The sequence below is a fragment of the Rossellomorea marisflavi genome, from assembly GCF_022170785.1.
Lineage (GTDB): Bacteria > Bacillota > Bacilli > Bacillales > Bacillaceae_B > Rossellomorea > Rossellomorea marisflavi_B.
Genome location: NZ_CP081870.1, coordinates 3,743,362 through 3,768,786 on the forward strand (window position 1 = coordinate 3,743,362; position 25,425 = coordinate 3,768,786).

21 protein-coding genes are annotated in these 25,425 nt (G+C 50.1%); 4 read left to right on the forward strand and 17 right to left on the reverse strand.

Features of this window, described 5'->3' with window-relative positions:
• Positions 1-45: 45 nt before the first annotated feature.
• Positions 46-1,050, reverse strand: a complete 1,005-nt coding sequence (locus K6T23_RS19515) for a LacI family DNA-binding transcriptional regulator (RefSeq protein WP_238282773.1) — start codon at positions 1,048-1,050, stop codon at positions 46-48.
• A 144-nt stretch (positions 1,051-1,194) separates the two neighbouring features.
• Positions 1,195-3,084, reverse strand: a complete 1,890-nt coding sequence (locus tag K6T23_RS19520) for a S8 family serine peptidase (protein ID WP_238282774.1) — start codon at positions 3,082-3,084, stop codon at positions 1,195-1,197.
• 189 nt (positions 3,085-3,273) lie between these two features.
• Here K6T23_RS19520 and K6T23_RS19525 point away from each other — a divergent pair, with 189 nt between their 5' ends.
• The gene (locus K6T23_RS19525) at positions 3,274-4,506 is read left to right on the forward strand and encodes an MFS transporter (protein WP_056538732.1); all 1,233 of its coding nucleotides are present in this window, start codon (positions 3,274-3,276) and stop codon (positions 4,504-4,506) included.
• A gap of 547 nt (positions 4,507-5,053) precedes the next feature.
• A complete protein-coding gene (locus K6T23_RS19530) occupies positions 5,054-7,312 on the forward strand; it encodes a hypothetical protein (RefSeq protein ID WP_238282776.1) in 2,259 nt (752 codons plus the stop codon).
• 37 nt (positions 7,313-7,349) lie between these two features.
• Here K6T23_RS19530 and K6T23_RS19535 read toward each other — a convergent pair whose 3' ends face one another.
• Positions 7,350-7,652 (reverse strand): DUF3817 domain-containing protein, encoded by a 303-nt coding sequence (locus K6T23_RS19535; RefSeq protein WP_048006498.1) that lies wholly within the window; start codon positions 7,650-7,652, stop codon positions 7,350-7,352.
• A 321-nt stretch (positions 7,653-7,973) separates the two neighbouring features.
• Here K6T23_RS19535 and K6T23_RS19540 point away from each other — a divergent pair, with 321 nt between their 5' ends.
• Positions 7,974-8,066, forward strand: a complete 93-nt coding sequence (locus K6T23_RS19540; protein WP_220096603.1) for a putative holin-like toxin — start codon at positions 7,974-7,976, stop codon at positions 8,064-8,066.
• A gap of 189 nt (positions 8,067-8,255) precedes the next feature.
• Here K6T23_RS19540 and K6T23_RS19545 read toward each other — a convergent pair whose 3' ends face one another.
• The 4 genes from K6T23_RS19545 to K6T23_RS19560 all read right to left on the reverse strand — a co-directional run bounded on the left by K6T23_RS19545 (position 8,256) and on the right by K6T23_RS19560 (position 15,216).
• Positions 8,256-10,247: a sigma-54 interaction domain-containing protein gene (locus tag K6T23_RS19545; protein ID WP_238282787.1), complete on the reverse strand. Its 1,992-nt coding sequence runs from the start codon at positions 10,245-10,247 to the stop codon at positions 8,256-8,258.
• Positions 10,248-10,263: 16 nt separating this feature from the next.
• Positions 10,264-11,424, reverse strand: a complete 1,161-nt coding sequence (gene iadA / locus K6T23_RS19550; protein ID WP_238282797.1) for a beta-aspartyl-peptidase — start codon at positions 11,422-11,424, stop codon at positions 10,264-10,266.
• A 27-nt stretch (positions 11,425-11,451) separates the two neighbouring features.
• Complete coding sequence (nhaC, locus tag K6T23_RS19555; protein ID WP_238282799.1) at positions 11,452-12,879, reverse strand: Na+/H+ antiporter NhaC; 1,428 nt, start codon at positions 12,877-12,879, stop codon at positions 11,452-11,454.
• A gap of 366 nt (positions 12,880-13,245) precedes the next feature.
• On the reverse strand, positions 13,246-15,216 hold the full coding sequence (locus K6T23_RS19560; protein ID WP_238282801.1) for an acyltransferase family protein: 1,971 nt from the start codon (positions 15,214-15,216) through the stop codon (positions 13,246-13,248).
• A gap of 191 nt (positions 15,217-15,407) precedes the next feature.
• Here K6T23_RS19560 and K6T23_RS19565 point away from each other — a divergent pair, with 191 nt between their 5' ends.
• A complete protein-coding gene (locus K6T23_RS19565) occupies positions 15,408-15,944 on the forward strand; it encodes a hypothetical protein (protein ID WP_238282804.1) in 537 nt (178 codons plus the stop codon).
• A 50-nt stretch (positions 15,945-15,994) separates the two neighbouring features.
• Here the strand turns inward: K6T23_RS19565 and K6T23_RS19570 are convergent, their stop codons facing one another.
• The 10 genes from K6T23_RS19570 to K6T23_RS19615 form a co-directional block, all read right to left on the reverse strand.
• The gene (locus K6T23_RS19570; protein ID WP_238282806.1) at positions 15,995-16,435 is read right to left on the reverse strand and encodes a hypothetical protein; all 441 of its coding nucleotides are present in this window, start codon (positions 16,433-16,435) and stop codon (positions 15,995-15,997) included.
• Positions 16,436-16,505: 70 nt separating this feature from the next.
• Positions 16,506-17,264, reverse strand: coding sequence for an ABC transporter ATP-binding protein (locus K6T23_RS19575; RefSeq protein WP_238282808.1), 759 nt, complete (start codon positions 17,262-17,264; stop codon positions 16,506-16,508).
• Positions 17,261-18,055 (reverse strand): ATP-binding cassette domain-containing protein, encoded by a 795-nt coding sequence (locus K6T23_RS19580; protein WP_337946924.1) that lies wholly within the window; start codon positions 18,053-18,055, stop codon positions 17,261-17,263. Before K6T23_RS19580 ends, K6T23_RS19575 begins: the two co-directional genes overlap by 4 nt.
• On the reverse strand, positions 18,055-18,873 hold the full coding sequence (nikC, locus tag K6T23_RS19585) for a nickel transporter permease (RefSeq protein ID WP_238282810.1): 819 nt from the start codon (positions 18,871-18,873) through the stop codon (positions 18,055-18,057). Before nikC ends, K6T23_RS19580 begins: the two co-directional genes overlap by 1 nt.
• 1 nt (position 18,874) lies before the next feature.
• Positions 18,875-19,816, reverse strand: a complete 942-nt coding sequence (nikB, locus tag K6T23_RS19590) for a nickel ABC transporter permease (RefSeq protein ID WP_238282811.1) — start codon at positions 19,814-19,816, stop codon at positions 18,875-18,877.
• A complete protein-coding gene (gene nikA, locus K6T23_RS19595) occupies positions 19,813-21,348 on the reverse strand; it encodes a nickel ABC transporter substrate-binding protein (protein ID WP_420493481.1) in 1,536 nt (511 codons plus the stop codon). The genes nikB and nikA overlap by 4 nt, the downstream gene beginning before the upstream one ends.
• A 110-nt stretch (positions 21,349-21,458) precedes the next feature.
• Positions 21,459-21,731, reverse strand: coding sequence for a hypothetical protein (locus tag K6T23_RS19600; protein WP_238282813.1), 273 nt, complete (start codon positions 21,729-21,731; stop codon positions 21,459-21,461).
• 125 nt (positions 21,732-21,856) lie between these two features.
• Complete coding sequence (locus tag K6T23_RS19605) at positions 21,857-23,308, reverse strand: ABC transporter substrate-binding protein (protein ID WP_079514483.1); 1,452 nt, start codon at positions 23,306-23,308, stop codon at positions 21,857-21,859.
• 48 nt (positions 23,309-23,356) lie between these two features.
• The gene (locus tag K6T23_RS19610; RefSeq protein ID WP_082139787.1) at positions 23,357-24,211 is read right to left on the reverse strand and encodes a carbohydrate ABC transporter permease; all 855 of its coding nucleotides are present in this window, start codon (positions 24,209-24,211) and stop codon (positions 23,357-23,359) included.
• A gap of 131 nt (positions 24,212-24,342) precedes the next feature.
• Entirely contained in the window at positions 24,343-25,281 is a 939-nt protein-coding gene (locus tag K6T23_RS19615) for an ABC transporter permease (protein WP_056538770.1), read from the reverse strand.
• Positions 25,282-25,425 lie beyond the last annotated feature (144 nt).

The window sequence follows — 25,425 nt, forward strand, 5'->3', positions numbered from 1 at the left end:
CCTACCGAAACGTTTCGGATTTTACCCTCATCGAAAGAGCGCCTTTTATTGAACAGACTCCCTAACGATGAGTTCGGTTTCCAATGTAATGATTGTTGCAGGTCCTTCTTCTTCCAGCATATCGATGAGGGCATTCGCCGCTTTATAGCCAAGATCGAATTTGTCCTGTGCGATCGTTGTCAGTGGCGGTGAAGCGTAGCCTGCGAGCAGGATGTTATCGTACCCGATGACGGACAGCTGCTCCGGTATGGAACGCCCTGATGATTTGGCGCTCTTCATTACCCCGAGGGCCATCAGGTCGCTCGCACAAAAAATGGCCGTGATGTCGGGATGTTCATCCAGAAGTTTTGCCGCTTCCTCTTCTGCTTTGTCTTCAAGAAAATCCCCGTTTCGGACGTACTCTTCCCTAAAGTCGATCCCCGCTTCCCCAAGGGCATCCCGGTATCCCTTCAACCTTTGCTGGCTGACGTATGCCTGATCGTGGCCGTTCATGAAGGCAATCTTCTTGTGTCCTGATTGAATCAGGTAGTCCACGGCCCGCTTCGCACCAAGGACACTGTCTGTTGTCACGTACCCCACACTATCCGAGGAGATGGGGATATCGATCAGCATACATGGGATATCACTCTCGACCACTTCCTTCAGATACGGATCATCGATTTTCATCCCTTGAAGGATAACACCATCGACCCGTCGTTCCCTGCATAGCTGTGAATAGGTCTTCTCACGCTGCTTGGTTGTGGTCGTACTGAACAATACAAGGTCATAATCCCTCTCAGAGATGCATTCATTGACACCTGATAGGACTTCAAACGTAAAATTATCCTTTGAATTCGCCCGATTCATCCCCGAAACCAGCATCCCGATGGTCTTGGTTTTTTTCATCACAAGACCCCTGGCCAGCGTATTGGGACTGTAATTCATCTCCTTGGCAATATCTGAAATCTTGCGTCTCGTCTTTTCATTCACATCTGAATAGCCATTCAATGCGCGTGATACGGTCGTCACCGATACGCCCGCTTCTTTTGCAATATCTTTAATCGTCGTCAAAATTATTTCCTCCAAAACGTTTCGGATACCTTTGAAGTCATCTTACCTGATTGTGTTAGCGTTTGCAATATATTTTGAGTAATCTGATTTTTATTTGTTCACCTAATGAAAAACTCCCCCTTATTGGTACAAGGGGGAGTGGCCTTACTTCACAGTCACATTGCTCGCCTTACTCGTATTCTTCGCTTTATCAGTCGCCGTCACCGACAGCTTTGTTCCTTTCTTCTGCTTCTTGATGGTCACGGAGTAGCTGCCTTTCTTATCCGCTTTCGCCGAGCCGAGCTTCGTTTTCCCCGCTTTCACTGCAACCGTGGAATTGCCTTCCGCCTTTCCCGTCACCTTGGTGGCTTTCGGGGAGACCGGATTGACGGATGGCGCTTTCGGAGGCGTGTTGTCTACCACAGTGACGGTGTTTCCCTTGCTCACGTTTTTGGCTTTATCCGTGGCCGTGACCGTCAATTTAGTGCCCGCTTTCTGCTTGGCGATCTTCACCGAATAACTGCCGTTCGAAGATGCGACGATGCTGCCGAGCTTCTTGCTTCCTGCCTTGACTGTTACCGTTGAACCGGCTTCTGCTTTCCCCTTCACGGCCGTATCACGATTACCCACTTTATTCACAGTTGGAGCCTTTGGAGGGGTTCCGTCAAGGACAGTGGCGGTCGCTTCTTTCGTGACATCGTCCTCAAACGTGACCACGACGGAGATTGTTGCACCCACTTTCTGTTTTGGAATGCTCACGGAAAAGGTTCCGTTGTTGGCATTTCCTTTTCCGATCACTTCTTTCCCCCGCTTGATGCTCACTTTCCCCGCCTCTGTAAGGGAGGTTTTCCCCTCCACCAGCGTCGTATGATCGTACACCTTCTTCGATAATGATGGTGCTTTGATGATTCTCTTCAGATCAAGTGCCCTTCTGGTATTGACGATCCCTTTGCCGAAATAGGCTTCATATTTCGGACCGTACCAGTCGGTGGTATTTGATAGCTTATTGATCACATCTTGCTTCGTATAGGTAGGATGGGCTGCGAGTATGAGGGCTGCCGTTCCCGATACAACCGGGGCAGCCATCGAGGTCCCGTCCATATAGCCGTACATATTGTAAGGAATGGTTGAAAGGATGCTTACTCCTGGAGCGGACAGGTCCACCTTACCGTAATTGGAGAAGTCGGCATCCAGGGCCTGATCGTCTGTAGCAGCAACGGAAAGAACGGATTTATAGGATGCCGGATAGCACGGATACTTCCTCGTATCCAATGAATCATTTCCTGCCGCGGCAATGACGAGGATGCCCATTTGATCGGCCTTTTTCAGGACCTCTTCAAGAGCCGTGCTCTTCTCGTAGCTTCCGAGGCTCAAGTTGATGATGGAAGCGTGGTGGTCAATGGCATATTGGATGCCTTTGACCACATCGGACATATACCCTTCTTCTCCATCAAACACCTGAACGGGCATGATGCCCGTATTCGGGGCGACTCCGGCCCCGCCGATCTTGTTGTTGCCGGCAGCGCCGATGATTCCGGCTACATGAGTCCCGTGATCACCCGGGGTGACATCCGTCGTATCAGTCAGGACATTATAGGGAGCTGTTATATTCCTCTTCAGGTCGAGATGATTCATGTCCACCCCGTTGTCCACAACGGCTACAATCACCTTCTTCGAACCCATTGTCCGGTCCCAAGCGCGTGGTGCTTCAATGGATTGGAGATGCCACTGATCCTTCAGGAGCTTATCATTGGTGGCAGAGGATAGCGTCACGATGTGATCCTTTTCTGCATACGCCACATCCTGCCGATCTTCAAGACCTTCGATGAACGTGGCGGCGTCAGTCCCTTCGGGTACATCCACCGTCACAATCGGCTGCGGCTGATCGTCAGAGACCGCTGCAACCCCGTAGCTTTTAAGCTCTCTTGAAACATGAGGGGATTTCAGCTTTACGATCACCCGGTCCGGTTTGTCCCCAATCGAAGCTCCGGCATTTCCTGTCCATCCAAAAGCGATGCTTCCTACCATCAGTACAGAAATCAGGATCCTCTTCATGACCACTCCTCGTTTCTCATCAAATATTAAATTGTATGTTCATCTTACTTTCGTCCTTCCCTGCCGTTTATCCTTTATTTCCACTAAAAGATTAAGTGTCTGAAAGATTCGTTTCTCCCTTCCTTGTCCCCTGCTGTACAATGGAAACAACAGGAAGTCAGTTTCAAGTTGAAAGGAGCTTCTTCTCCCATGAAAAAAGCCAAGCGTCAATCCCCGATTATCATCGTGGCACTCATCACCGCTCTCAGCCTCCTGGGTGATTCCATGCTTTATATCGTCCTCCCCATCTACTGGAGGGAAGCAGGGCTTGATTCGATCTGGCAGGTCGGACTGCTGCTTTCTGTCAACCGATTCATCCGCCTCCCCTTCAACCCCATTGTCGGGTGGCTGTACCAGCGGATCACCTTGAGGACAGGACTCATGATCGCCGTCATACTCGGGACGGTGACCACGATCGGGTACGGACTCGCCCAGGGATTCATCGCCTGGCTGATCCTTCGTTCTCTTTGGGGGATCGCCTGGTCCTTCTTCCGGATCGGTGGCCTATCCACCGTCGTCTTTTATTCAAAAGATCAGAGCAGGGGCCAATCCATGGGCCTTTACAACGGTCTTCACCGTACAGGAAGCCTTGCCGGGATGCTTCTCGGGGGACTGCTCGTCCCTTTCATAGGCTTACAGTCCGTCGCCATCGGATTCGGCTGCCTCACACTCATCGGCCTCCCCCTCATCTTTTTCGCGCTGAAATCCGGAGCCAGTGGAGAGTCCGATCATTCAAGCCGAACAGCCAAAGTCTCCTTCTCCCGTCACACCCTTTTGATTATAATTAGCGGCTTCATTGTCACCATGCTGTTCCAAGGAGTTTTCGCCTCCACCATCAGTTCTCTCCTTGAACATCTATACGGGGTGGAGATCAATGTTTTGGGTCTTCTTCTCAGCGTCGCTTTTTACTCAGGGCTGCTCCAGTCCCTTCGCTGGATCTGGGAGCCGTATCTTGCCAGTCGCTTCGGGCACTGGTCCGATGGCCGTTCGGGAAGACTTCCGATCCTTATCGTTTCCCTTGCTGGTACTGGCCTCATCTTCGGGCTGATGTCTGTACCCATGTCGATTGGCTTGTGGACCATCCTTGCCATCGCTGCCATGATCGGAGCCACGGCCCTTACCACCCTAACCGATGCTTTGGCTTCAGATGCCGCCAAGAACTCCAATGTCGTTTCCTTTCTGACTCTGTACTCCATCTGTCAGGATGTCGGAGCCGCTCTCGGACCGTTCCTTGGGTACTTACTGATTGGACTGCACTACGGTTTCTCTGCTCTTTACTGGGGTGGGTCGTTGATTTTTGCCGTTCTTACTGTTGTATGGCTCGTCATTTATAGGAGGCAACAGAGGGTTGGTGCGATGAACAGCAGAGGAATAGGGCTTTAGTTCATAATAAAGAAGGTTGAATTTTAAACAAGACCGTTCCTTTGCGCTTCAGGTGCTTGCTTTCCGCGGGTAGCATGTCGAGCCTCCTCGTGCCTGCGGGGTCTCGATCATCCTCCTTTTCCGCAGGAGTCAAGCACCTTCCGCTCCACTCCACTCTGTGATTTCTATCAAAGATAGTATGGATTCTATGCAGGGTGCAGACCTGTGAGTACCAATCCAATAAGAAATATAGGAGGAGACACACTCTTTATTAAAGAAGAATCGGGAACGATGGGTGCTGGACTCTATAGAGAAAACAGACACCACTCCGAAAGCAAACAGTCGCACTAAGCAAGAATGGACATTCCATTAAAGGAATGATTGAACACCCCAAACCATCCCTCCTTTACAAACCACCCACAAAAAAAGAGAATGGTAGATGGACACATTACCCATTTTTTGAACCATCTTGAAATCCATCACCACGACCTCAACACCATCCATCATGAAACCAATCCAACAACTGAACCGTAAATAAGGAAAAGCACCCAGCGAAAGGAGCACCCATGTGAAAAAGATCATCCGATTCCTCACCTTCAACGGCGTCTTCTTCATCCCTGCAATCATCCTGAGCATCATGCTCTGGAACGGATACGGCGACTCCATCTCGGAAGGAAAGCTTAAAACAGACGACATCAGCCGCCTCTACACATTCGATGAAGGAAACCGTGTCATCGGCATTACATTTGACCATGTACCAATGACACAAATGACTTCTAGTATGTACGATACGAAAACCAAGCAAAAACTCCGGTCCTGGACATCCGGAAGCTACTCGTTCGATGAAATGTCGGCGACAATTCAAGGAAAACAGCTTCTGCTCGCATCCAAAAGCCCTGCAGAAGATCTTGAGATCTACAATTATTTTCCCGATGATGACCGAAAGGAACTGGTCAAAAAAAGACTCACCATCCCTTCTTTCCTGAACTCGAATATATATCAGTGGAATGGTCGAATGATTTTCTCTGGAGGAAGCGAAGGGACCGCTCTCATACTCGGGGAACTGAAAGATGGAAGATTCCTTCTTCACAATCTGAATGAGGAAGACCTCCCGGCAAGACCCACCAGGATGGAACCTGTCATGAATACCTTTAACGGCCAGACCCGCATCCCGATCTTTGAAGTTACACTTAAAAATGATCAAAAGGCCTTTGTCAGCGTCATATCAGACGACAACGATCACCTCAGTGTCTACGTTGCAGACGAAGAGGACCAGTTTCCCATCGTGGGAGATGCGGTCGAGAAGCAAATGCGCCGAGATATCGGTCAAGAGCAGGAGATGGCGGTGGATGTAGAACGGGAATACCCCAACAGGGCCCGACTGGTGAAGACTGACGGGGAACTTGGAGAAGTCGTACCGACACCAGAGCCGGTTTATCAAACAAAGGTGTACCAGCTGAACGACGAGGAAGTGCTGATTGCAGGATCCACCGAAGAGGACGATGCGAAAGGAAAACTGACCGGGTTCATATACAACCCCAACACAGGCAAAGCCGCCTCTGTAGATCCCATTTTCAACTCGTTATCCTTTAAGTACCTTAAAGACAGCGCACTTTCGTTCCATAAAAACCTGGAGAGCACCTCTCTTTACTATGCATACAACAATCAATCCACAGGTGTATACGATATGGATTCAAAAGAAATGAACGAATGGACGGCTGCAGATATTGTTGCGATGGAAAACGCCGATTCTTCTCATGAAAAATCGTTCGATTCCTTCAAAGACTATGTACTTGAAGGCGGGGCACTCGTGCTGAACTGGGCCATTTGGATTTTCATCCCCCTACTGCTTTTGGCAGTGGTGTTCATCCTTCCTCCTATCCTCAGGGTCACCAGAAGGAAGAAGCTCGAGGAAAGTGAAACCTTGGCGGCCGAGATCGTATCGATTCAAGAGACGGGCAGCTATCTGAACGAGCAGCCCGTTGTGAGAATCCAGCTCAGGTTCCTGCATGAAGGGAAGCGGATCGAGAAGACGGTCAAAACCGTCGTTTCCTATGTTCAGATCCCACGTCCGGGACAGCAGATTCTGATCCACTATCATCCGAAAAAACAAAGGGTGACGCTGCTTAAAGAAGGAGATGCGATCAGGGAGACCAAACCGGAGATGATTAACGGGGCCGTGTTGCGGAAAGTGGAGTCCTACGGGATGGTCGGACGGGGACATGTGGTCCTGCTTACGTTTGAACACAATCGGGAAAGCTATACGATCCCTGCCATCCAGGCTTCCGGTTTCGAATTCCAAGAGGGAGAAAAAGCAGATCTTATGCGGATCAACGGGCAACTGAAGATGGTTGCTTACAGTGACGCAATCATGAACCGATCTGGAAAAGATGTCACCGTTACGGGGACCATCCTCCGTGCCCAGACATTCCCGATCGCCCTGCATGATCAAACGCCGGTCCTCCTGGATTTGACGATATCCTCCGACGGGAAACCCGTTCAAAGGACCGTAAGTCAGTTTATCCCCAGTCATATGACCATTGAGCCTGGTGCCACCATCCAGATTCAAACGAAACAAGGGGACTTGGAGAAGGAGCTTGCCTTCGCGAACGAAAAACAAGGAAGCGCCACGATCACCAGCGTGTCCTTTACCGGTGTGGTAGGCAACCTCCCTCTTGCCACCATTCACGCTGATCGAAACGGCATACAGTATGACATCCAGCAGACCATCGACCCGATCACGGGTGTGATGCCAGGTGATGAATGTTGGATTGCCTATAACGAAAGGACGCATCAAGCACTCATCATCAAGTACGCGTCCATATAAAAAAAGCGTTCCTCTTCTGGAGGAGCGCTTCTTGCTTTTAAGCACGGGTTTCAAACTTGCGTAGGACCCTATCATAGATGAAATTCCCAAACGGAATGAAGGCGACCAACACCCCTGCCACGGACCATTTCAAATGCCAGCGCACCTTGAACGTCACGTAAGCGAGAATCAACAGATAGATCACGAACAGACCGCCATGAAGCGAGCCGACAATCGTGACGGCCATGGGGATATCCGCCATATATTTAAGCGGCATGGCGATCAAAAGCAGAATCAGAAGCGACATCCCTTCAACAAAACCGGCCTGACGAAGCCGACCAATACTCGTTGTATGCTGCATATACAAACCTCCCTGAGCTAAAGCTTGTTTTCCTCCTTCTAATATAAACGAAAGATGAGAGGTACATGCCTGAATCGATCAAAGATTCGAAATTTGTTCATGATTAAGGAATGAAATCCCTTACCCAATCGAAGCAGGAAGACTTCCTTCAATCCTTGATAACGTTATCAAAACAATCCGCAAGCCTGTCAAATATTCAACATGGGTCCTTTGTAAGAGAGTAGGACAATCCCAAAACGTGTTATAATAGAGGTACACAACATATATGGGGGCAGCGGCTCACCCACTCCTGATTTCATTCGGAAGGGGGGTGATACGCTTATGATAGCAATAGGTGATGTGCTTCATCTCATGATTGCGTTTGGTTCGCTTATTGTGGCGATTATCGCGGTTACCAACGAAAAAAAGAAGTAACCATCGTCCCCATGGCCTTGAGGAAAATCAATGATTACTTCACTTTCGATTGACTCTTGTGAGCCGCTGCATTCATGCAGGTTATGTTGTGAAGGAGTCCCGATGGCAGTCGGGGCTCCTTGTTTTATTTTGGTTTCGTACTTCTATTATATACGCTAAGCCTGGATTTAGTAAAGAAATTACACCACATCAGCCGAATGAGACGAGCTTTTTGGCTTCGACTCTCCCTTCTTCTGTCACCGTACATCCCCTAGCCCCTTTGTGGATGGTGATCCATCCCCGCTCCTTGAGCTCTTGAATGATTGATTTCACTTTCGATTCACCGATCAACATGCCTTTTTGCCTGAGCTGGTCGACCATTTTACGCCGTCCTATTCCATATGTATGATAAATCGTGAGCAGCACCTCCTCTTCCTCGGAAAGGGCAGAAGTGGAATCTCCCCGGCTCTCTGCCTCTCTGATCAAATATGTAGGAAGATCGGAAAGCTCGATCCGTTCACTGAGTGGCCTAATATTAATGACATATTCCACTACATTGGTCAGTTCCCGAATATTTCCCGGCCAGGGGTGGTGAATAAGGAAATGAAGAGCTTCCTCCGTAAACACTTCATGAAGATGATAATGTTCTTCCTCTGAATGAACATTTAAATAGCTCAGCAATAAGGATGTAATGTCTTCCCTCCTCTTCCTCAGAGGGTGTGTCTGCAAGGGGAGGACGTTTAAGCGATAATAAAGATCCTCTCGAAAGCTCCCTTCCGCCACTTTTTCTTCAAGATTGATATTCGTGGCCGCAATCACCCGGACATCGATCGGTACAAGTTCTGTTCCTCCGACTCTCCGTACGACCCCTTCCTGAAGGACGCGAAGGAGCTTCACTTGCAGGGACAACGGTGCATCCCCGATCTCGTCCATAAAGATGGTCCCCCGATGGGCTTCTTCGAACAGTCCATGTTTACCACCTTTTTTTGCACCAGTGTAAGCTCCTTCTACATAGCCGAATAGCTCGCTCTCGAGTATCGACGGGGAAAGGGCAGCGAAATTCACCGGCACAAACGCCTGCCCTGCCCGCCCCGAGCCGTTATGGATCGCTTGGGCCAGCAGTTCCTTCCCTGTCCCGCTTTCTCCTTGAATCAAGATTGTGGAGTCACTTTTAGCCATTCGCTTCGCCATGTCGATCATCCGCGTGACCTCAGGATTCTTAGATGAGAGATCTTCAAAAACATGACGTGGAATGAACCTATGATGCTGGATCTTAGACCTGAGGGCCGTATCCAAGCGCCTGAAGCTATCGTAGTTCCTGCATTCCACCAGGTAGCAGATGACTCCCTCCTGATTCTCGACTTGGTCCACGGAGACAATGAACAGATTGCCGCCGATCTCGACGATTTCTTCTTCACCCAGCTGATTGAGTGCCGTCCCTTCACCCATCAGGTCCGAAATATGCTCCCCATTGAAGATCCATTTCATTTTCTCGTTGGCGTAGGTGACGGTTCCATAGGGATCACAGAACATCAGGGCTTTGGAATATTTATCGAAGATCGTCGTCAGCAATAGATTGGATCGGTCCAGTTTACGATTGAGGGTGGAAAGGTAGCGTGTAAGATGCACAATTTCACTAACGAACTCTGAAGAAGCCACGGCCCCTGCATCTTCGAGGATTTCAAGCTGTGCCATGACTTCTGTGATGGTCGTGATATCCACTTGCCGATGACCGATGTTGATGACCTGCTTGACCCCTTCAGGAACAAGATGGGGTTCACCAGGTGTAATGGAAACATCACACGTTCGGTATTCCTTGATCCCCGGGTAATATGGATGGAAGGTGAACGAGTGGAATCCCTGGCTCTTCAGTTGTGCAATCGACTCGGTGCAGCTTTCCTCCGTATCATTCACTAGGAGGATATCGGTCGTTTCCTGAAGGGAAAAGACCGGCTCAATGAACTCATAGCTCATGGTCCTTCTCGCGACGATGAGCTTTTGTCCGGAAGAAAGGTTCTTTGATATCATTCTACCGACCAAATCGCTTGTCACCAGGATCAGGGGACAAGACCTGTCTGGCTCCATCCCTTTCTCCAGCGCAAATCCCTTTACCTGTACCCGATCGCCCAGGTAGCGGTTCAACTGCTCCATCATGCTGTTCAATGTATTCTCCCCAAGGGAGACCACCGCTAATTCCTTCATCCATTACACTCCTTCGTTATTCAAACACACCCCGCTTCACCACGTCATACCCTTCTACAAATGCCTCACCATTTATAAAGACGTCACGTATGGCCAACGCATCATCAAGGAGGATGAAGTCAGCAGCTCCTCCACCCACGAGCATCCCCCGTCCGCCCTGGAGTCCAAGTCCTTTTGCCGGATTTACGGTGAAAGGCTTGATGGCCTCCTCCAAAGGGAGCCCTTCTTCAACCACGAGCTCCTGCAGGGCAGTCAGACTCGGTTCGACTCCAGCCACCTTCAATCCAATTAACTGACCATTCTCATCGAAGGTCGGCAGGCTTCCATTTGCATCGGAGCTGACCGTGATGGCATCCATGGGAACCCCTTTATCCAGAAGATAGGTGACGCCCTGTGCAGGTGAAAGGCTCCCTGCGGCCGTTTTGGTCTGTATATTCGACGTCAGGTCGACCAGTCCTCCACGACCTGCAAATTCTACCGACGCATCGAGCAACTCGCTGGTCCGGTTAATATGGGTGGGACTGAACAGGGAAATCGGTAAATCCGTCGACTCCACTACGTCGTAGATCTGTTGGTAGTGCCCTTTTCCCGACCCCATATGAAGGTGGATAAACCCTTTTTTCTTGGAAAGCATCGACGACACCCGGACATAGGATGCGAGGCGTCTCAGTTCCTCGGTGGTCACGTAGGAAGCTCGGTGGTCTTCGATGGCCAGTTTCAATCCAAGTACTTCACTGAAGAACATGATGTCTTCCCGGATATCACCGGTGATGGAGTTCGGAGGATAGCCGTAGCCCCCCGTCAGCATGAAGGCGTTCATTCCCTCTTCCCGAAGTGACTTCACTTTGGACAGCAGACTTTTCGTGCTCCTCCCTACGTCGTTTGTTCCCAACAGCCCTACCACGGTTGTGATACCGTTCTTCACAAGGGAACTGAGTCGGACCTCCGGCGTGCTGGATGAAAATCCGCCTTCCCCGCCCCCTCCGGTCAGATGGACATGCCTGTCAACCAGTCCGGGGATCATATGCATCCCGTTTGCTTCAATCACGGTATGATCCAGAGAGCCGGGGCTCAGGTCGGTTCCGATCTCGAGGATCTTACCGCCCCCGACTAATACATCGCGGACTCCGGCGAATTGTGGTGTATATACGTTTGCTTGTTTAATCAATTTTAACATGAGTGATTTCCTTTCTGTCATTGAACTTTAGATTGCTGATTTTTTCGGGTCTTCCAGTGTCTCTGGCTTGGCCTTTGCAATCCCGAAGCCCGTATATCCATAGATGATGGCGAACACAAAGCCCATGTAGCACATCACTGCCCAAGGAAGATAATCGAGAACGGGTACACCGAGCGTACTGGACATGTAGACGCCTGCCAGTGACCACGGGACGATCGGAACAATGACCGTACCAGAATCCTCCAATGTACGGGAAAGGTTCTTGGCATCGAGACCCCTCTCCGCATAAACTTTCCGGAACAGCTCTCCTGGAATGAGGATGGATAGATAGGAGCTTCCGGTTGTCACCGCCATCGTGATACATGAGAGAACGGTGGCGAGAATGAGACTCCCGGTGGACTTCGCCTTCTGATTGACCTTCTCTAGTACCACTTCCAATGAGCCGGTTTTACTCAGGATCCCGGCGAACGAGAAGGCACAGAAGGCAATCAGCGTCGTCCCCATCATCGAGCTCATGCCGCCTCGGTTTAGAAGATTGGCTACTTCGGGTGAAATCCCTTCTGATCCGGAAAGCATGTCTACATTGAAACCGGAAACGGATGCGAGGAGTGCATTTTCAATACTTGCCCCCTGGAATAGTATTCCGAGAATGATGGCTACAATCGAGGAGCCAAGCATGACCGGTATCGTCGGGTATTTCATGATCGAACCGAGCAGGACGATGAGGACGGGAATGACCAAAAGGATATTCCACCCGAACATAGAGGTGAGGGCCGACATCATAGCCTCCAGCTTAGCCGGGTCTCCGGCACCCTCTGTCATGGCAGATTTGCCGACGAACAGATAGACCACCATTCCTACCAATGCTGCGGGGATGGTCGTGTACAGCATGTGACGGATATGATCATATAGATTGCTCCCTGCAGCTGCAGGTGCGAGATTCGTTGTATCAGAAAGTGGGGAGATTTTATCCCCGAAATATCCACCTGCCACAATGGCGCCTGCCGTTATGGGCAGGGATACACCCTGTACCATGGCAATGCCGATGACCGCCACCCCGATGGTCCCCACCGAACCCCAGGACGTACCCGTAAAGGTCGAGACAACAGCGGTGACCAGGAAGGCTGTGATGACCAGATAGTCAGGATTGATGAAACGGATCCCGTAGTAGATCATCATCGGGATCGTTCCCGAAATCATCCATGTCCCAATCAGGATTCCGACCGTGATGAGGATGAGGATGGCTGGCATGGATTTCGCCACCTTTTCCACGATCCCCTCCTGCATCTCCTCCCACGACAGCCCCAATGCCAGTCCGATCAACCCTGCGATGATCGTGGCTGTTATCAATAAAGGTTCTGCTTTCAAATGAAAAACTCCGTATCCTACACCTAAAAGTACCAACATCGATACAATCGGCAGCAGCGCAATGAGTAAGCTTGGTTTCTTTGTCACCTTTCATTCCCCCTTCTTTACTCTCATTACAAGCAAGAACCGTGCCAACCCTGCTTTTTACTGATTTATCTGATTTTTTCACAAAAAACGCAAGCAGAATGGTCTATTAAATGGAGTCGTAATGGGATGAATGGGATGGATTGTCCCTGATCCTTCTGTTCATGCACAGAAAAAAACGCTCCGATTTTGCCGGAACGTTTTCTTCTGCTTATAAATGGTGGCCCTTGATAAAGAAGTACCATGAAACCCTCTGTCTGCATGGTGAGTAGGGGCCAGCTTATCCACGGAAAGGGTGCGAACAAAAATGCCACCAGGCTTCAGACATTTAATTTCTTGTCCTTCACTCTCCTGTCCATCACACCTGCATCATTTCAATGCCTCACTGAGCGGTTCCTCGAGCGGCCCTGCAAGCGTCTTCGAGTACAACGTCGAGATATGATGATAATCCCGGTAAACATACACATTCCCCACCACTGGTGGACATGTACCATCCTGACAGAATGATCCGGATAAATCGGCAAACGTCACATTGGACGGTTGTGTATCGAGACGTTCCCAAGGGGGTTCAGCAGAAAGGACATCTGACCGTTTAGGACTGCAGGCTTCAATACCGTTTTGCTCCACGCACGCAACCGGATCTCCTTCCATGGCAGGATTGTCACGGACAGCGAAAATCTCTGTCACGCCTTCAAGCTTCTTCCACTGATCGAGGTATCCTTTCGGAACGGTATCCCCAATCCCCACATTCGCCGTCGTGAACACAAGGTCTGGAGGATCTTCTTTAAGCAGCTCCACTACCGTCTTGTTCCACTCCATGCAGGAACTGTTCAACGCCCCGTCAAAATCATCAGCCGAGAACCGGCATGCGTCTTTATTATAAATATCGATTTGAAGATGAAGGTCATCAGACAGCTCTTCAAGAGCCGGGAACCAGTGGCCTGAGTGTGATCCCCCCACAAGGGCAATCGTATGTTCAGGATTCTTCGTATCTCCCATGGAACACTTTGTCACCCGGTCATCTTCCATGTTGGAGAAGCAGTCAGCCTGTTCGTAAAAAGAAGGAAGATCTTCTTTGATAAGGGCCGGTGACGGAGCAGGATCCTTTTCTGCAGGGGTGATCCCTTCCGATATTGCCCTTGCTCCCGGATAATCTCCGATGGCATACGTTTCTTCCCCTTTTTGATGAACGTAGTATCCCCAAGCCGTATTAGAACCCATAACAGTAAAGAGAAAGAGCGCCAGCGTAAAAATGAGTTTTTTCTTCGATGTACGGACGCTCATCTTGCGGACGGGCTTCTCCATCATCCTGACCGATATCCATGCCAGTATGGCAGCTGAGATCATAATGGCGAGACCCGGGATGAAGGTCACTTTATCGGTACCCGTTTTGGCATAATAAAAAATCAACAGTGGCCAGTGCCAAAGATAAAAACCGTAGGAAATTGATCCGAACGCCTGAAAGGGTTTGGATCCCAGGAGCTTTTCTGCTCCAAAACGGCTTCCATTCTCTGCTGCGATGATGATCATGATGACACCGCCTGTGGGAAGAAGCGCTGCATATCCCGGGAATACCGTCGATACGGGAAGCAGGATCCCGGTCAAGCAGATGATGGAGAGACCGATCCATCCGAAAATGACCCCCATGGCTTTCGGAAACCGCAGATACGGAAGCAGGAGGGCGAGTATTCCACCAAGGCTGAACTCCCATGCCCTGGCGAACGTATCAAAGTATGCCCAAGGCTGTTCCACAGCCGTCTTGTAGATCGAGTACGCCATGGATAGCGTGAACAAGACCAGAAGGACCCCGAGAAGCGTTTTCCTTTGCGGCTTCTTCCACACCTTCCGGGCAAGCCAAAAGGAAAACAGGATCACAAACGGCCATGTGAGGTAAAACTGTCCCTGAATGGACAGTGCCCAGAAGTGCTGGAGTGGACTTGCCTGATTTGTCTGTCCGAGATAGTCAACGGCACTGGTCGCGAGATACCAGTTCTGAGTATAGGTACCGGAAGCGATGACCTCCCCGATGATCTGTTTCCACTGACTTTCCGGAACAAGGAGGATCGATCCTGCCACTACAAACAGAAGGACCGTGAAAGCAAGGGGGAATAATCGCCGCGCCAGACCGAGCCAATACTCTCCAAAATGAATCCTCCCCTCGCGTTCCATCTTGGACACAAGCGAGGTGGTGATCAGATATCCTGACACGATAAAAAATACATCCACCCCTCCGGAGACCGCTCCGATCCATATGTGATAGACTGCCACCAATAAGGCGGCGACCGTTCGAACGCCCTCTAATTCCGGGCGGAACTTTTTCTCGGGTACTTGTAAATCCATCTTCCCCACTCCCTGAAGTCATGTTGCTTCGATCATAGATCATTTGTGTAAAGAAAAGGCATGGAGAGTGTTAGATCTTTGTAAAGGATCTCTCTCCCCCTACCGGTTTTATCTGCAAAACATCCTCGCTTTTATTTTGTACTGCTCGCTCCACACCCTCCGTGGTAAACTTTAACAAAGGAGGAGATGGGATGATTAAGATGATCAAGCAGACCGACGAGGATACGTTTTATTGGGAGATCTGGGAGGAGGAAGACGACCAGGAGCTCTTGGAGCACTTCGGCATCGTGGGAAATCAGGGTGAGTCCCGGCGTTTTGCGCTACCAGCGGGAGAAGATGCGGAGGTATGGATGGAAGAAATCGCAGAGGAGAAAGAATCAGAAGGCTATGAATACCTCGACGAAGAAGAACTGCATGAACTGGTGATTCAATACAGCTATGAAGAAGACCAGATCGAGGAAGCCCTCGAACGGAGACATGCCGTGGAGGAATTGATGAACGAGTGCCTCGGATGGACGGGGAACGGTCACTGTGACGGAGGGGACATCGGGAGCGGAACGACCAATATCTTCACCTATGTGGTCCATGTAGAGCGAGCCGTCAAGTCGATCCTCGATGATCTTCAGGAAAACGACTTGATCGAGGGCGTCAAGCTGGCATACGGCAACAGAGATAACGAAGAGTATGAAGCCCTCTATCCAAAAGGAGCTCATTTTGAGCTTATCTAAAAAACAGAGCCCTATCCCCCTGAAGCTTCTTCAGGGGGAGGAGCGAAAAATCACCAATATGATGCAACCGTCATCAGGATCGTCACGAGAACCAGTCCGAAGGTTGCAGCCATGAAAGGTGTGACAGGAAGGGATAGGCCCTTGACATTCCTGTCTGCCGATGCAGAGCTCGATATGTATCGCCGCTGAACGGTTTCCGTATTCAGTACCGGCCTGGCAAGAAACGGAGCTACCACCGCAGGAAGCACCAAAAAGAAACTGGAGATGAACATCGTGTTGAGGAGCTGGAAGTGATACGTGTAGTTAATCGCCACCACTCCACTCAGTAGCAGGAAGAAGATGATGCCCGACATCAAGGTGAACTGCCACTTGTACCCCCATCTCCCGTCCAGCTTTTTGTAAAACCAGGATTCAAACTTCACCCATCCCTTCGAGAGCAGAAAGATCAGGACTATGAGAAGTAATACATTAAGTACTCCAATCCACAGCAATCGTAACCCCCCTTTTTTACCATTATACCGAATAAACCCAAACAACGGCGTAGGTTTTGTCCTCCCGCCGTCAAAAGATGGATATGAGCTCTTTTGTGTAGGGGTCCCGATTTGGAGAGAAGATGTCCCCTCGGTGAAAATCGTCCACCAGCCTTCCATCCTTCATGACCATGATGCGATCGCTCATCTCATGAAGAGCGGCCAGGTCATGAGAGATGAGAAGGTAGGATAGACCCAGCTCTTCTTTCAAATCAGTCAGAAGATCGAGGATGGAGGCCTGGGATACGACATCAAGACTAGCTGTCGGCTCGTCAAGGACGAGGACATCCGGTTCGATGCTGATGGCCCTTGCGATGTTGACCCGTTGCCTCTGTCCCCCGCTCAGTTCATGAGGGTAGCGGGCGGCGAGATCTCCCGGCAGCTCGACTGCATCCAGCAGTTCTTTGACAAGGAGGGATTCAGAAACGGCCGAGAAATGCTGGAGTCGGACATGCCGGCCGAGAAATAAGTAGGGATCAAGAAGGGAATCGGCAATTTTCTTCTTCGGGTTCAGTGCTGCGGCAGGGTTCTGGAGGACAAGCTGCAGTCTTCTCCTGAAATGTCTCATCTGCCGATCAGATAAATGATCGATGCGTTCCCCCATCAGGTAGATCGCCCCCCTGTCCACCCTCTGCATTCCCATTATGCAACGGGCGAGGGTACTCTTTCCGCTTCCACTCTCACCCATGAGGCCGAGGCACTCCCCTTTTTCCAGTTCAAACGATACATCATTCAACACCGGACTCCCGTGGTACTGCTTAGTGACCCCTTTCACCAACATGGCATTCATACCGTTTCTCCCCCTTCCACGCCCGAACGAAGGCCGCGTCCCAATACCGGTGCCGATTCAATCAGGCGCTTTGTATAGTGATGGCGTGGATGATCGAGGATCCGATGTTTTCCACCCGACTCCACGATGACCCCTTCCTTCATGACGGCAATCCGATCGGCGTAGCGACGGACAGTGCGCCAATCATGTGTGATGAAGAGGATGCCGCAGCCTGTCTCCTTTTGCCTCGAGGCAAGGAGCTGCAAGACCCGGTGCCCCGTCACGCTATCGAGTGCAGTCGTGATTTCGTCCGCAATGACCAGGCAGGGTGAATGGAAGAGGGCGAGGGCAATGGCGATCCGCTGCAGCTGCCCACCACTCAGTTCTGAAGGGTATCTGGTCTCCATGCCAGGAGATAGCCCCACTGACTCCAAGGCATCTCCCATCTTTCTCCTACACTCTTCGTGGCTCATGCCGTGAGCCTTACCGTACTCCTTAAAATGTGCCCCTACAGTCAGGAAGGGGGTGAACGAGCCATGATAATCCTGTGATATATAAGCAATATCCCTGCCGAGCTTCGACCTCATTTCACCCGTTGGAAGTGAGCCGAGATCACAGTCCCTCAGTATCAGCTTTCCCGACACCTCCATTCCCCGGGGGAGCATGCGCCCGATTGCCTGGGATAACAGGCTCTTCCCACTTCCGCTCTCTCCGACAAGAGCGAGCCACTCCCCTTGCTTGATCAGGAGGGAGACATCATCCACGATCTTCTTTCCCCTACTGGTTATCGAGACCCGTTCCATCGTGAGCATCAGCTCTTCACCTCCCTTTTCACATCGTACAGATCCCTTACATGATCCCCCAACAGATTCGTCACAAATACCGTGATGACGATGGCCATGCCAGGGGCGAGCATGAGTTGCGGCATCGATTGGAAATATGGCCTTGCTTCATTGAGCATCGCCCCCCACTCCGGCGCCGGCGGCTGTGCACCCAGTCCGATGTAGGAGAAGGCAGATAGGAGCAGGATGATCTTCCCCAGGTCCAGACTGGCAAGGACCACGACATTCCCTACGAGATGGGGGAGGAGATGCCTCCTCATGATGGCACCTTGAGTCAGCCCATTGACCTTCGCCATCAGGACATAGTCCTTCCCTGACTCTGTGAGTACCGTACTCCTGACCAACCGGGCGTAATTCACCCATTTCACCAGCATGATCGAAAGGACGAGGTTCACGATGCCCGGACCCATCATCCCCGCCAAAACGATGGCCACGATGGTATCAGGGAACGACAGGAAGCCATCGGCTATCCGCATGAAGATCCGGTCGACAAGTCCTCCTTTATATCCCGCATAGATCCCGACCGGAATCCCGATGAACAGGGCGGCTCCAAGGGCGAGGAGGCTGAAGCCCACTGTCGTCACCCCTCCCGATAGGATCCTCGACAATACATCCCGGCCAAGATGATCCGTACCAAGCAGATGATCCAGGCTCATCCCCTTCAAGCGTCGAGCCAGATCCGCGTCATCCGGGGCATGGCCGAGGATGAGGAAGGTGTAGACAGAGAGGGACCCGAAGAAAACAATAGGCAAAAGAATCAACAGCGCCGGCTTATGCCATCCTTTCATATTAAACCCCTCCCCCTGCACGTCTCCACTCCGGTCTCAGAAGCCGGTAGGAGAGATCGACCGCCGTATTGACGACGAATACACATAATGCCATGACCATGATATAGCCCTGAATGAGGGGATAGTCCCTCTGCCGGATCGCATCCACCACCATCTTGCCGATCCCCGGATAAGCGAAAAGGACTTCGATGACGACGACGCCTCCGATCAAGCTCCCAAGACTCACCCCGAAAACCGTGATTACAGGCGGAAGGCTATACCGCAGGGCATGGGCAAAGAACAGCCGGGATTCGCCGATTCCCCTCGCCCTCCCGGAACGGATGAATTCCTGACTGAGGGCGTCCGATAGATTGGAACGGAGGAGCCTGACGTACACGCTCGATATGGCGACACCAAGCGTCAAAGCAGGAAGGATCAACGTGGACACCCCTTCCCTCCCCATCGTAGGGAACCATTGAAGACGCACTGCAAAAGCATCGATGAAGATCAATCCAAGCCAAAAGCTCGGTACCGCAGCACCGATCACAGAGAGGAATCGACTCAGGGAATCAATCCAGCTCCCTTGGTACAGGGCGGAAAGAGATCCCAAAGGCAAGGCGATGAAGAGCATCACAAAGAGTGCCCCAGCCGTCAGCTCCATCGTGGCGGGAAGCCCTGCTTTGATCATGCTCATCACGGGTTGTCCCGTTACATACGAAGTTCCTGCATCAAGCTGGATAAAACGGAGGAGCCACTGCCCGTATTGCACAAGCAGCGGCTTATCGAAGCCCATTTCCTCACGGAGGGACTCCACCTGTTCCTGACTGACAGACACCTCATCGACATTGAGGATAGTCAGCACGGGGTCTCCCGGCGCCAACCTGACAAAGGCAAAGCTTGCAAACGTGAGGAAGAGCAGGAACAAGCCCGTCTCAGCGAACTTCCTCCCTACGAGGCGGATCATGGTTCCTTCACATCCAGTTTGTTGGTGATCATATAGTACTCACTCTTTGTCGTCACCCAATTCTTCACACGATCACCGTCGTATGCCACGATGGTGGATGGATGGAGGATGAAGGAGTTGATCATATGATCATGCACATAATCTGCAGCGGCTTCCGACAGCTCGGCCCGCTTCTCTTGATCCACCGTGCGATTCAGTTCATCGATGATGGAGGTAAGCTCAGGCTCTTCTGCTCTACTGAAGTTCAGTGCCCCTTTCGGATGATACGTCGCATTCAGGTAGTACCCCGCATCTCCCCTGGGAGCCGTCAGATTACTGTACGTGGCCAGATCCCAATCACGATTACCACCCATATAGTCTTCCGGCACATCGATCTGACGGATTTTCACAGCAATCCCAATCTTCTTGGCATCGGATTGGAACACCTGGGCAATCAATGGAAGATCTGCACGGGCAGAATAGGTAAGCAGCGTCAAGGTGAGGGGCTTCCCATCCTTCTGCATCACTCCATCTTTGATGGTATAGCCCGCTTTTTTCAGATAAGCCACGGCATCCTCTTGTCCATCCTCTTCATACGAAGGAGCAAACGGCAGTGAAGGCAGGAATGGTCCGATGGCAGGCTCGGCATGACCGAGAAGGATCGTATCGACGATTTCCTCACGATCGATCAGCGCATCGATCCCACGGCGGACGTTTACATCCTTCATTTCCTCCCGCTGCATATTCATCGTCATCTGATGAACGCGGAAGGTCGAAGTGGAATCCACGACCATCCCCTTTTCCGCTTTGAGTGATTCGAGGCTTTCCACTTCAGGACGATAAACGATATCCACCTGACCCGATTTGAGTGCAAGGGTCCGTGCAGAGGCATCTTCGTTAAAGGCAAACGTTACGGCATCCAACTTTGCCGCTCCGTCCCAATAGTTCTTATATCTCTCGACTTCAAGCTTGCTTCCCGGGGAGAACGAAGACAGCTCGAACGGTCCCGTCCCCACAGGACGATTGATGATATCATCCTCTGACACATCGATGATCGCCGTATTCGGATTCACAAGCTCCGAGATGAATTCAGGGAATGGCTCCGTCGTTTGGATCTTCAAAACCTGACCATCCGCTTTCATTTCTTTGATCTTCAGGGCATTCTTCACCGCTATGCTCTCTTTGACCGCTCGTTCCAAAGAATCCTTGACGGCGGCGGCATCAAGCTCTTTCCCATTATGGAATGTCACACCTTCACGAATATGTATCGTCCAGTTCTGACCGTCATCCCCTTCAAAACTTTCGGCCAGCCATGGCGTGACCGTGAGCTTCTCTTCATCCAATTTCATCAGTGTTTCCGTAATGCCTGCCCTCAAAGGGACATAGCTGGAATCTACATGGGGGTCCAATGAATTCGTGGCAAAATTATAGAGGAAGGATAGATGCTTCCCTTCTGTTTCTTCTTCCTTTGTCGCAGTGGAACCCTGACAGCCCGTCAACATGAGGGCTCCTGCCAGTAAACCAACCAGTATCATAGATTGAAATGTGCGCATAACATCGGTTCTCCTTAATACGTAATGATTTCGATTTAAATATATCGTAATCATTACGATTTATCAACAAGAAAATAAAAAAGACTCCTAGAATAGAAGTCTCTCTCCCTTTAAGCCCCTGCAGCTACGAGCAACCAGAAGCCGAATTTATACACAAACGTCACGATACCAAGAATCAAGCCGGTGTAGCTCATCCCCTTTGATTGATTCTGCCGGATGCCCACCGCACCGAATATAATCGCCAAGATCCACGCAGGCATAAAGAACCAGCCGATGATCGGGATAATACCGATCGCAAATCCTACGATTCCCAAAACAAGCGACGTCACGGCCATACCGTTATGATGCGGGTCTTCCACCGCCACTACTTTTTCTGTTTCCATTCCATCACCCCCAGTTCACTTTATGAGGATGACTTTTGGATTATTCGTTGGTTTTTCAGAATGAAACAAAGGACGGTTCCTGTGCGTCATTTTTTTGACGCATCGGAACCGTCCCCGTGCTGGACTTATTGTTTCTTCTTCCACTCATCATACTGTTTCTGGATTTCATCGAGTACTTTTTCCATTCCAGCTTCTTTCAGCTTTTTGTTGAAGGCCGGCAGATATTCTTCCGGATCGACGGCGCCTTTGAGAAGGGCTGGTGAGAATTCGCTTGTTACGTTGGAAATGGCTGCAATTTCCGTACGTACGGGATTGGAATCAAAATAGAATCCTAGAGCAGGTGACGGTGTAGAGTTCTTGTTGAACTCCTCGAATTTCTCCCATTTGTCCTTAGGATCATCTTCGTACAGCTTCAGAATCAGCTGGTTTCCGATGGCGAAGCTTGGCATGTTGTAGTTTTCTACACGTGCTGGAAGATCTTTGATGGTACCATCTTCGTTTTCTTCATAGTGGGTTCCTTTAATCCCTTTATCAAGAAGGTTCCGAAGGTATTCATCGGAGTTCAATAGATTCAGGAACATCATGGCACGTTCAGGATTCTTCGATGTGGCAGAGATGGCCTGCATGGATCCTGTGACAGAGTTATTGAAGATATACGGTTCGTGAAGTTCCCTTGTCACAATCTCATAACCAGCAGAGCGGGACCATACGTCTTCAGCATAAGGCTGATAGATTTCTTTGCGGACGAACCAGTTCGGTGTTTCAAGGGGCCAGGAATCCGTGCTTGTGGCAGCATCTTTTTGGATATAGCCTTTTTTATAATACTCATGCATGGTTTTTAATGTTTCCATTGTGATGTCTTCTTCGTACTTGTTGACGACTTCATCTGTATTCCCATCTAAACGGAAGGCAAATGGAAGCTCTTCTTGAAGAATGGAATCAAATGGTAGATAGGCATCGAATGTTGCGATTGGTGTGACATTCTTCTCTTTCTCTTTGATGACTTTTAGAAGGGGTTCAAGATCGGCAATGGAATTCACATTCGAGATATCGAGATTATGCTTTTTAACAAGTTCATTATTAAAGGAAAGCACAGCCTGCTGGCCCACCTCTTTATTGGCTGGGATCGCGTAGAGTTCGCCATCGATTTGAGCACCTTCCAGGAAGGCAGGATCGATGAGCTTCTTCATATCCTTTCCATGCTTATCCATAAGATCGTTCAGGCCTAGGAAGGCGCCTTTTCTTGCATTGAGGGCATAGTTATTCGCCCATGAGCTTGTAAAGGCGATATCATAGTTTTCCCCAGAAGTCGTAATGACCTGCATGCGATCATTGTACTCACCCCAATCGAGCATTTTCATATCGATGGTGGCGTTGATTTTTTCCTTTGTGTACTTGTTGACTTCCTTCATGACGTCCTTCGTATCCTTTTGAGGCGTACCGATCATATACCATGTAAGTTTCACTTCTTCATCAGTCGAGTCTCCCGATGATTTTTCACTTCCCCCTCCGCTACATGCAGCAAGGACACCAGTGAGCAGAAGCAAGACGAGCGACAGAATTCCGATTTTCTTCATGTTTCATCCCCCAATTCATAGTTTTGTTTCAAAAACATACAGAGGTGATCAGTCTTTCACACCGCCGATGGTCAATCCCTTAATGAAATATTTCTGGAAGAATGGATAAGACAAGGCGATCGGCAGGGTCGCAATGACGACCATGGCCATCCTTGCAGAATCCTGCGGTATCGACTTCAAAATGGCACTGTTCTGGTTGGAAAGCATGGCATTCTGCTTAATGAAGTCCATGTTATTCTCGATCCGCATCAATAGGGACTGAAGCGGGATCTTGTTGGGATCATCAATGAATAGCAAAGCATTGAACCAGTCATTCCAATACGCGAGCGTACTGAAAAGGGCGATGGTAGCAATACCCGGTATGGATAACGGCAATACGATCGTGAGGAAGATCCTCATCTCTCCTGCACCGTCAATTCTGGCTGATTCGAGAATGGCCTCCGGCACTGAACGAAGGAAGAATGTCCTCATGATGATAATGTAGAATGCATTCACGGCCATCGGAAGGATGAGGGCCCACATCGTATTCTTCAGATCAAGGAACTGAGTCATGACGATGTAGAACGGGACCATCCCCCCGCTGAACAGCATGGTGAAGAAGGCAATGAATGTAAACTGTTTACGGAACTTGAATTGCTTGCGCGAGATAGCGTAGGCATACATGGAGATGACCGTCACGCTGAGGAAGGTTCCCACTACGGTCACAAAGATGGTGACACCATAGGCCTGTAGAACTTGAGCCTTCATATCCCACAGATACTTATATGCATCCAGGCTCCACTGCTCCGGAATGAGCTGGTAGCCATTCTCCGCAAGGGATTGCTCATTGCTGATGGAGATAATGATGACGTACAGGAACGGGAAGATGCACATGAAGGCAAAACTTCCGAGCAGCACATGCATGAGGACGCTTGTCTTACCTGTGAAGCCATAGGGGTTATACGATTTGGGCTTCTTGACGGCCGGCTTCCCCTTAAGTCCGGCCTCCGTGGTCTTGGTCGTCGTTTCCACCTGACACACTCCTTTCGTTCAGATTAGAAGAGGGCATTGTCTTCGTCGATCTTCCTGACAATATAGTTGGTGATCAAAATGAGGACGAATCCGACAGTGGCCTGATAAAGACCTGCCGCTGTGCTCATCCCGATATCCCCCATGGTCATGAGTCCGCGATAAACATATGTATCAATGACATTTGTAACGGAATAAAGTGGTCCGGAATCGCGTGGGATTTGATAGAATAATCCAAAGTCCGCGCTGAAGATGCTTCCGATGTTCAAGATGGTCAGGATGACGATAAGCGGCATGATCATCGGAATTGTCACATGGCGGATTTGCTGCCACTTGTTCGCGCCATCGATCATGGCGGCTTCATAATGCGTCCGGTCAATCCCTACAATGGCTGCCAGATACACGATCGAACTGAATCCGACCCCTTTCCACTGACTGATGAACGTGATGAAATATGGCCAGTATTTAGGCTCGTTATACCAGGAGACGGGCTCGATGTTGAAGTAACCGAGGACGCTGTTGAACAATCCCCTATCCACGCTCAGGAAGGCGAAGACGAAGTAGCTTACGACCACCCAGGAAAGGAAATGCGGGAAAAGCATGCCCGTCTGGTAGATTTTCGCCAGCTTCTGCTTGGTGATTTCGCTAAGAATGATGGCTACTGCTACGGATAGGATTAGGCCGACGACAATGAAAAGGATGTTATAAAGCAGGGTATTCCGCGTAATGACGAATGCGTCATTCGTGCTGAACAGGAATTTGAAGTTTTCGAATCCTACCCATTCGCTCGTAAAGACGCTGGCGAAGAATCCGTCCGGGTGGAACCGGAAGTTTTTGAAGGCGATCACTTGACCGAACATGGGAATGTACTTCATGACGATCAGCCAGATGAGGCCCGGCAGGATCATTAAAAGCCAGATCCGGTTGTCGTATAGATCTTTGATAAATTGTTTGACTCTGTTCATGTTTCTCCTCCCCTCGGTGCTATACTCTCATTATATGAAAACCCTTTCATTTGAAATAGTTGAGATATCTTAGATTTACTGGTCAAAGTAAATAGTTGTTTTTTTCAGTTAAAGGAATGGTAGATTAAGCTTTGGAATTTCAAC

What these genes read in the sequence shown, in the direction of transcription:
- K6T23_RS19520 (WP_238282774.1), bottom strand. Translation starts at nt 3,084, where the DNA reads ATGAAGAGGATCCTGATTTCTGTACTGATGGTAGGAAGCATCGCTTTT.
- K6T23_RS19525 (WP_056538732.1), top strand. Translation starts at nt 3,274, where the DNA reads ATGAAAAAAGCCAAGCGTCAATCCCCGATTATCATCGTGGCACTCATC.
- K6T23_RS19535 (WP_048006498.1), bottom strand. Translation starts at nt 7,652, where the DNA reads ATGCAGCATACAACGAGTATTGGTCGGCTTCGTCAGGCCGGTTTTGTT.
- K6T23_RS19540 (WP_220096603.1), top strand. Translation starts at nt 7,974, where the DNA reads ATGATAGCAATAGGTGATGTGCTTCATCTCATGATTGCGTTTGGTTCG.
- K6T23_RS19545 (WP_238282787.1), bottom strand. Translation starts at nt 10,247, where the DNA reads ATGAAGGAATTAGCGGTGGTCTCCCTTGGGGAGAATACATTGAACAGC.
- iadA (WP_238282797.1), bottom strand. Translation starts at nt 11,424, where the DNA reads ATGTTAAAATTGATTAAACAAGCAAACGTATATACACCACAATTCGCC.
- K6T23_RS19560 (WP_238282801.1), bottom strand. Translation starts at nt 15,216, where the DNA reads ATGGATTTACAAGTACCCGAGAAAAAGTTCCGCCCGGAATTAGAGGGC.
- K6T23_RS19565 (WP_238282804.1), top strand. Translation starts at nt 15,408, where the DNA reads ATGATTAAGATGATCAAGCAGACCGACGAGGATACGTTTTATTGGGAG.
- K6T23_RS19575 (WP_238282808.1), bottom strand. Translation starts at nt 17,264, where the DNA reads ATGAATGCCATGTTGGTGAAAGGGGTCACTAAGCAGTACCACGGGAGT.
- K6T23_RS19580 (WP_337946924.1), bottom strand. Translation starts at nt 18,055, where the DNA reads ATGCTCACGATGGAACGGGTCTCGATAACCAGTAGGGGAAAGAAGATC.
- nikC (WP_238282810.1), bottom strand. Translation starts at nt 18,873, where the DNA reads ATGAAAGGATGGCATAAGCCGGCGCTGTTGATTCTTTTGCCTATTGTT.
- nikB (WP_238282811.1), bottom strand. Translation starts at nt 19,816, where the DNA reads ATGATCCGCCTCGTAGGGAGGAAGTTCGCTGAGACGGGCTTGTTCCTG.
- nikA (WP_420493481.1), bottom strand. Translation starts at nt 21,348, where the DNA reads ATGCGCACATTTCAATCTATGATACTGGTTGGTTTACTGGCAGGAGCC.
- K6T23_RS19600 (WP_238282813.1), bottom strand. Translation starts at nt 21,731, where the DNA reads ATGGAAACAGAAAAAGTAGTGGCGGTGGAAGACCCGCATCATAACGGT.
- K6T23_RS19605 (WP_079514483.1), bottom strand. Translation starts at nt 23,308, where the DNA reads ATGAAGAAAATCGGAATTCTGTCGCTCGTCTTGCTTCTGCTCACTGGT.
- K6T23_RS19610 (WP_082139787.1), bottom strand. Translation starts at nt 24,211, where the DNA reads ATGCATGTGCTGCTCGGAAGTTTTGCCTTCATGTGCATCTTCCCGTTC.
- K6T23_RS19615 (WP_056538770.1), bottom strand. Translation starts at nt 25,281, where the DNA reads ATGAACAGAGTCAAACAATTTATCAAAGATCTATACGACAACCGGATC.